6 protein-coding genes and 1 pseudogene are annotated in these 6046 nt (G+C 63.8%); all 7 read right to left on the bottom strand.

Annotation, left to right across the window (positions count from 1 at the left end; all coding sequences use genetic code 11):
• Positions 1-13: 13 nt before the first annotated feature.
• Positions 14-880, bottom strand: a complete 867-nt coding sequence (locus BGO62_RS12545) for a cytochrome c oxidase subunit 3 (RefSeq protein ID WP_296642968.1) — start codon at positions 878-880, stop codon at positions 14-16.
• A gap of 30 nt (positions 881-910) precedes the next feature.
• A complete protein-coding gene (locus BGO62_RS12540; RefSeq protein WP_296642966.1) occupies positions 911-1108 on the bottom strand; it encodes a DUF2970 domain-containing protein in 198 nt (65 codons plus the stop codon).
• Positions 1101-1655 (bottom strand): cytochrome c oxidase assembly protein, encoded by a 555-nt coding sequence (locus BGO62_RS12535; protein ID WP_296642964.1) that lies wholly within the window; start codon positions 1653-1655, stop codon positions 1101-1103. Before BGO62_RS12535 ends, BGO62_RS12540 begins: the two co-directional genes overlap by 8 nt.
• 119 nt (positions 1656-1774) lie before the next feature.
• Positions 1775-3355: a cytochrome c oxidase subunit I gene (gene ctaD / locus BGO62_RS12530; RefSeq protein ID WP_296642961.1), complete on the bottom strand. Its 1581-nt coding sequence runs from the start codon at positions 3353-3355 to the stop codon at positions 1775-1777.
• Positions 3356-3377: 22 nt separating this feature from the next.
• Positions 3378-4502, bottom strand: coding sequence for a cytochrome c oxidase subunit II (gene coxB, locus BGO62_RS12525; RefSeq protein WP_296642970.1), 1125 nt, complete (start codon positions 4500-4502; stop codon positions 3378-3380).
• A 394-nt stretch (positions 4503-4896) separates the two neighbouring features.
• Positions 4897-5577: a dethiobiotin synthase gene (gene bioD / locus BGO62_RS12520; protein ID WP_296642957.1), complete on the bottom strand. Its 681-nt coding sequence runs from the start codon at positions 5575-5577 to the stop codon at positions 4897-4899.
• A pseudogene (locus BGO62_RS12515) lies at positions 5574-6046 on the bottom strand (malonyl-[acyl-carrier protein] O-methyltransferase BioC); the annotation flags it as partial. The gene bioD and the pseudogene BGO62_RS12515, both read right to left, overlap by 4 nt.

The following is a 6046-nucleotide window of genomic DNA, read 5'->3' as shown; positions in this document are numbered from 1 at the left end:
CCTTGCGGATGACTCAGATCATCCAGTAAACCAGGATGAACAGCAGCACCCACACCACATCGACAAAGTGCCAGTACCACGATACCGCCTCGAACGCGAAGTGGTGGTCAGGCGTGAAATGGCCGGCGATCGAACGCAGCAGCATGACAAGCAGCATCGTCGTTCCCACCAGAACGTGAAAGCCATGGAAGCCGGTCAGCATGAAGAAGGTGGCGCCGTAGACGCCGGCGCCGAGGGTCAGCCCCAATTCGGTATAGGCATGGTGGTATTCGTAGACCTGCAAGCCCAGGAAAGTCGCCCCCAGAGCCACCGTCATCACCAGGCCTGAAACCAGTTGCCGGCGATTGTTTTTTTTCAGTCCCCAGTGCGCCCAGGTCACGGTCACGCCGGAACTCAGCAGCAACAGGGTATTGATGGCCGGAATCCCCCAGGCGCCCATCGGGGTGAACTTGAGCCCGTCCGCCGCCAGCCCCGGCCCCGCGGTAGGCCAGGCGGCCTGGAATGCCGGCCACAACTGCCGCATGGTGTCGCCCTCGCCGAGCCAGGGTACCGACAGCACGCGGGTGTAGAACAATGCCCCAAAAAAGGCGGCGAAGAACATCACCTCGGAAAAGATGAACCAGCTCATCGACCAGCGGTACGACGAGTCGACCTGCTTGTTGTAGCGCCCCGCCTCGCTGTCGCGGATGACTTCGCCAAACCAGCCGAACATCATGAACAGCAGGATCGCCACACCGGCCAGCAGCACCCAGCCGCCGTTGTCGACCCCGCGTATGGTCATGACGCCGCCCACGGCCATCAGCAGCAGTGCGACCGAGCCGACGATCGGCCACAGCGAAGGTTGCGGCAGATAATATTTATCGGTTTGTGCCAGGCTCATGTCTTCCCCTCCCCCTTGTCCGTTGACCCTTCATTTCACGAACTGCACTATCAGATAGACCGCCAGCAACACCGTCAGCACGAACACGACTCCGCCGGCCAGTCCTGCGACGACGATCTGCGCCGGGCTCAGGTTTTGCGCATCGGCATCGTAATCGCGCCGCTTGCGCACGCCGAAGAAGCTCCAGAACACGGCGAGCGCGGCCTTGAGATGACCCCTGTCAGCCATGCGGCGCCGCTTCCCGCCGCTCCGCCGCCTGCGCCTTGGCGCCGGTATCGAAGAAGGTATACGACAGCGTCACGGTATGCAGCTCCTGGTCCATCGCGGGGTCCAGCACGAACAGCACCGGCATCCTGCGGCGCTCGCCGGCCGCCAGGGTTTGCGGAGTGAAGCAGAAGCACTCGATCTTCTTGAAGTATGCGGCCGCCCGCGCCGGACCGTAGCTCGGAACGGCCTGCCCCACGACTGTCCGATCGCTGCTGTTGATCACTTCGTATTCCACCTGCACCAGCTGGCCCGGATGCACCCTGAGGCTGCGCTGCAGGGGTTTGAACTGCCACGGCAAAGCGGTATTGGTATTGGCATCGAACTCCAGCGTCACCCAGCGGCTGGCATCGACCTGCGTGTTCCTCGCCAGGCTTTGCTCGTCCCCCGAATTGATGCCGGTGACCTCGCAAATCTTGTAATAGAACGGTACCAGGGCAAAGCCGAATCCGAACATGCCCAGCGTCGCCGCCACGAGCTTGGTCAGGGTTCTGGCATTGCCCATGGCCATGTTCTATTGCAGCCCGCTGTACAAGGTGAACAGAAACAGGCCGAGAGCGAACGCCGCCAGAATGGCGGCGGTGCGGTATCTGCCGTTGCGCTTGTCCGTCATGCCTGCCGCGCCCCCGCTCATTTCACCGCCGGCGCGGTTTCAAAGGTGTGATAGGGGGCGGGCGACGGCACCGTCCACTCCAGGCCTTCAGCGCCCTCCCACACCCGCGCGGGCGCCCTGGCGCCGCCCTTGATCGCTTTCAGAACCACCGCCAGAAAAACCAGCTGGCTGAACCCGAAAACGAAGGCACCCAGCGTTGCGATCTGGTTGAAATCGGTGAACTGCAGCGCGTAGTCGGGAATCCGGCGCGGCATCCCGGCCAGCCCCAGAAAATGCATCGGAAAGAACACGATATTCATGCCGATGACCGACAGCCAGAAGTGCCATTTGCCCAGGGTTTCGTCGTACATGTGGCCGGTCCACTTCGGCAGCCAGAAGTAGATCCCAGCAAAAATCGAGAACAGCGCCCCCGACACCAGCACGTAGTGGAAGTGCGCGACGACGTAATAGGTGTCCTGCAGCTGGATGTCGACCGGAGCGACCGCCAGCACCAGCCCGGAGAATCCCCCGATGGTGAACAGGCAGACGAAGGCGATGGCAAACAGCATCGGCGTCTCGAAGGTCAGCGAGCCCTTCCACATCGTGGCCACCCAGTTGAACACCTTCACCCCGGTGGGCACCGCGATCAGCATGGTCGACAGCATGAAGAACAGCTGTGCCGCGACCGGCATGCCGACGGCGAACATGTGGTGCGCCCAGACGGTGAACGACAGGATCGCGATCGATGCGGTGGCGTAGACCATCGAGGCGTAGCCGAACAGCGGCTTGCGGGAGAAGGTGGGAATGATCTGCGAAATGATGCCGAAAGCCGGCAGGATCAGGATGTACACCTCGGGATGCCCGAAGAACCAGAAAATATGCTGGAACATCACCGGGTCGCCGCCTCCCGCCGCGTTGAAAAAGTGGGTCCCGAAATTGCGGTCGGCGAGCAGCATGGTCACTGCGCCCGCCAGCACCGGCATGGTGGCGATCAGCAGGTAGGCGGTGATCAGCCAGGTCCACACGAACAGCGGCATCTTCATCAGCGTGATCCCGGGCGCGCGCATGTTGAGGATGGTGGTGATGATGTTGATCGAGCCCATGATCGACGACAGCCCCATGATGTGCACCGCGAGGATCGTGAGGTCGTACGAAACCCCGCCCTGGATGAACAGCGGCGGATACATCGTCCAGCCCCCCGCGACTGCGCCGCCCGGCAGCAGGAACGAGGACATCAGCAGGATGGCCGCCACCGGCAGCAACCAGAAACTCCAGTTGTTCATGCGCGGAAACGCCATGTCCGGCGCGCCCAGCATCAGCGGCACCTGCCAGTTCGCAAACCCGGTAAAGGCCGGCATGATGACGCCGAAAATCATGATCAGGCCGTGCATCGTGGTGAGCTGATTGAAGAAGTCGGGACGCACCAGCTGCAGGCCGGGCTGGAAGAGTTCGGCGCGGATCAGCAATGCCATCGACCCGGCGGTAAACAGCATGATGAGCGCAAACCACAGGTAGAGCGAACCGATGTCCTTGTGGTTGGTGGTGGTCAGCCAGCGCATGATTCCGCCGGGGGGCGCGTGGTGTCCGTGGGCGTCGGGGGCGTGGACTGCGTCAGACATGGCTGGCTCTCCTATCGATTGTTCACTGCGCGGCGGGAGCGGCGGCTTCGGCGGTTCCGCCGCGTGCGGCGGCGATGGCGGCGGGTTGCGCCGCGTCGCCCATCTTGTTGTCCCACGCATTGCGCTGGTAGGTCACCACGGCGGCGATGTCCGCGTCCGACAGCTGGCTGGCGAAAGCCGCCATCGCGGTGCCCGGCCGGCCGTTCAGCACCACCCGGATGTGATCGGCAATCGGCCCGGTGGCGACTTTGGAGCCGTTGATCGGCAGGAATGCACCCGGGATTCCCATGCCGTTGGCCTGGTGGCAGACCGCGCAGTTGGCCTGATAGACCTTCTCGCCGCGCTCCACCAGTTCGGCGACTGCAAAGGTCTTGGCATTGTCGGCCGCAGCAGCGTGCGCGCTGCCCTGCTTCTTCGCCACCCAGGCTTTGTAGGCGTCTTCCGACACCACTTCAACGACGATGGGCATGAAGCCATGCTCCTTGCCGCACAGTTCGGCGCACTGGCCGCGGTAGGTGCCGATCCTGTCGGCCTTGAACCAGCTGTCGCGGATGAAGCCGGGGATGCCGTCCTGCTTGACGCCAAGCGCAGGCACCCACCATGAATGGATCACGTCGTTGGCGGTGATCAGCAGGCGCACGCGTTTGCCGACCGGCACCACCATCGGTTCGTCGACTTCCAGCAGATAGTGCTTCCCCTTGGCGGCGGTGCCGTCGATCTGTTCGCGCGGGGTGGCGAGGGTGCTGTAGAAACGGATTCCGTCGTTGAGGTAGTCGTAGCTCCATTTCCACTGGTAACCGGTGACCTTGACGGTCATGTCCGGATTGGAGGTGTCCTTCATGTCGATCACCACCCTGGCGGCGGGATAGGCCATCCCCATCAGAATGATGAACGGAATCACCGTCCAGACGACCTCGACTGCGGTGTTTTCGTGGAAGTGGGCAGCCCGGTGGCCGAGCGATTTGCGATGTTTCAGCAGCGAATAGAACATGACGCTGAACACCGCGACGAAAATCCCCAGGCACACCAGCATGATGAGGTTGTGCAACTGGAACACGTGGTGTGCCACCGGGCTCGCCGGTGCCTGCAAGTTGTATCCGTATTCGGCCAGCACCGGCTGGCTCGCCGCCAGCGCCGCCGCCCCCATCCCCGACCGCTGCCACATGCTCTTCATCGCGTCCCCCCATCCTCTCGACTCTGTTATGTATAGTCGTTATGGCGTGTGTTGCGCTCAGGCAGTGTCCGGCCTCCGTTTCGCGACGCTCTCCACGGGTGCCGGCGTACCATTCCGGCACGATCATTTCGTCCTGGAAGACGAACCGTTCCCGAGTGTGCGTCAGCGAACGGCCGCGAGCGGAATGCAAACGCATCGGCCGAGCCGTCCGCAGCGTCTTCCGTGCCCTGCCTTCCCAATCGGAAGCCAAGGCAAGCACCTGCGGCAATATGTCGCAGACGGTAACACGGCGCCCGCCAGCAGAACAAGCCGGGCGACAATCTTAAGTTTTTGATTTTTATGAATAATATCGTTATTAACGACTATTCTAAGATGCTAATTCTTTAGGCAGCGCCAGCCAGGACGGCGCGTCGGTTGAACAGCCCGGATCGGCCATGAACGCCTGCACCCCCAGGCAGGGCTGCGGCAGGCGTGCGCGCAGGGCATCCAGGTTGGCCGCCGCTTGCGCCATCGCCGGGTCGATGTGGTTGCCCACCCAGCCCGCCCAGGGCACCTGCCGGCCGGCTATCGACTCGGCCGTCAGCAACGCATGATTGAGGCAGCCCAGGCGCAGGCCCACCACCAGCACAACGGGCAGCGCCAGCCGCTGCGCCAGGTCGGCCATGTCCTCGCGCTCGTTCAAGGGCACCCGCCAGCCGCCCGCTCCTTCGACCACCACCACATCGGCTCTGGCGGCGAGCCGGGCGTAGGCCTCGGCAATGACGCCCAGTTCGATCCGCGCGCCGGCCTGTTGCGCCGCGAGATGCGGCGCGATGGCAGGCTCGAAGGCATAGGGATTCACATCGCGCATGTCGGCCGGCACGTTGGCGGCCTGCAGCAAGGCCGCCACATCCTCGTTCACCCCGCCCGGCGCGCTGCCCGCCGACACCGGCTTCATCGCCGCCACCCGCAGCCCCGCTGCGCGCAGGGCGTGGATCAGCGCCACCGCCACCCGCGTCTTGCCGACGCCGGTGTCGGTGCCGGCGACGAACAGCCCGCGTGCCGTCATGGCAGTCCGCGCTGGCGGCGGCGCTCGTCGATCTTCAGCCGGATCACCTGGCGTCCGTCCTCGCGCTGCGTTTTGTCGCCTGCCCACGCATGGCCGTAGATCACCTCGAAGGTGGCCGGCAGGCGACCTGCGAGCCGGTGCGTTTCATACGCCTGCTCCAGCCGCATCCATGCCGATTTGCCAAGCAGCCCGCGGCGCCGCGCCGTTGCCGCGTTGTGCGCACCGATGCCCTTGAGATCGCGCATCAGGGTTTTGAGATCGGCGTAAGTCAGCGTCAGCATCTCCATCTCCATCACCGGGCTGGCGAAACCGGCATGCATCAGCATGTCGCCGATGTCGTGCAGGTCGATGAAGCGGTTGACGTGCGGTGCGTCGTCGATGGCGGCGAACGCCGCGCGCAATTCCTTCAGCGTGTCGGGGCCGAAGGTGGCGAACATGAGCAGGCCTCCCGGCGCCAGCACCCGATGCA

The sequence above is a fragment of the Thiobacillus sp. 65-1402 genome (assembly GCF_001897685.1).
Lineage (GTDB): Bacteria > Pseudomonadota > Gammaproteobacteria > Burkholderiales > Thiobacillaceae > Thiobacillus.
Note: the sequence above shows the minus strand (reverse complement) of the source record. Positions and strands in the feature narration are given on the sequence as shown.

What these genes read in the sequence shown, in the direction of transcription:
- coxB (WP_296642970.1), bottom strand. Translation starts at nt 4,502, where the DNA reads ATGGGGGCGGCGGCGCTGGCGGCGAGCCAGCCGGTGCTGGCCGAATAC.
- ctaD (WP_296642961.1), bottom strand. Translation starts at nt 3,355, where the DNA reads ATGTCTGACGCAGTCCACGCCCCCGACGCCCACGGACACCACGCGCCC.
- BGO62_RS12535 (WP_296642964.1), bottom strand. Translation starts at nt 1,655, where the DNA reads ATGGCCATGGGCAATGCCAGAACCCTGACCAAGCTCGTGGCGGCGACG.
- BGO62_RS12545 (WP_296642968.1), bottom strand. Translation starts at nt 880, where the DNA reads ATGAGCCTGGCACAAACCGATAAATATTATCTGCCGCAACCTTCGCTG.
- bioD (WP_296642957.1), bottom strand. Translation starts at nt 5,577, where the DNA reads ATGACGGCACGCGGGCTGTTCGTCGCCGGCACCGACACCGGCGTCGGC.
- BGO62_RS12540 (WP_296642966.1), bottom strand. Translation starts at nt 1,108, where the DNA reads ATGGCTGACAGGGGTCATCTCAAGGCCGCGCTCGCCGTGTTCTGGAGC.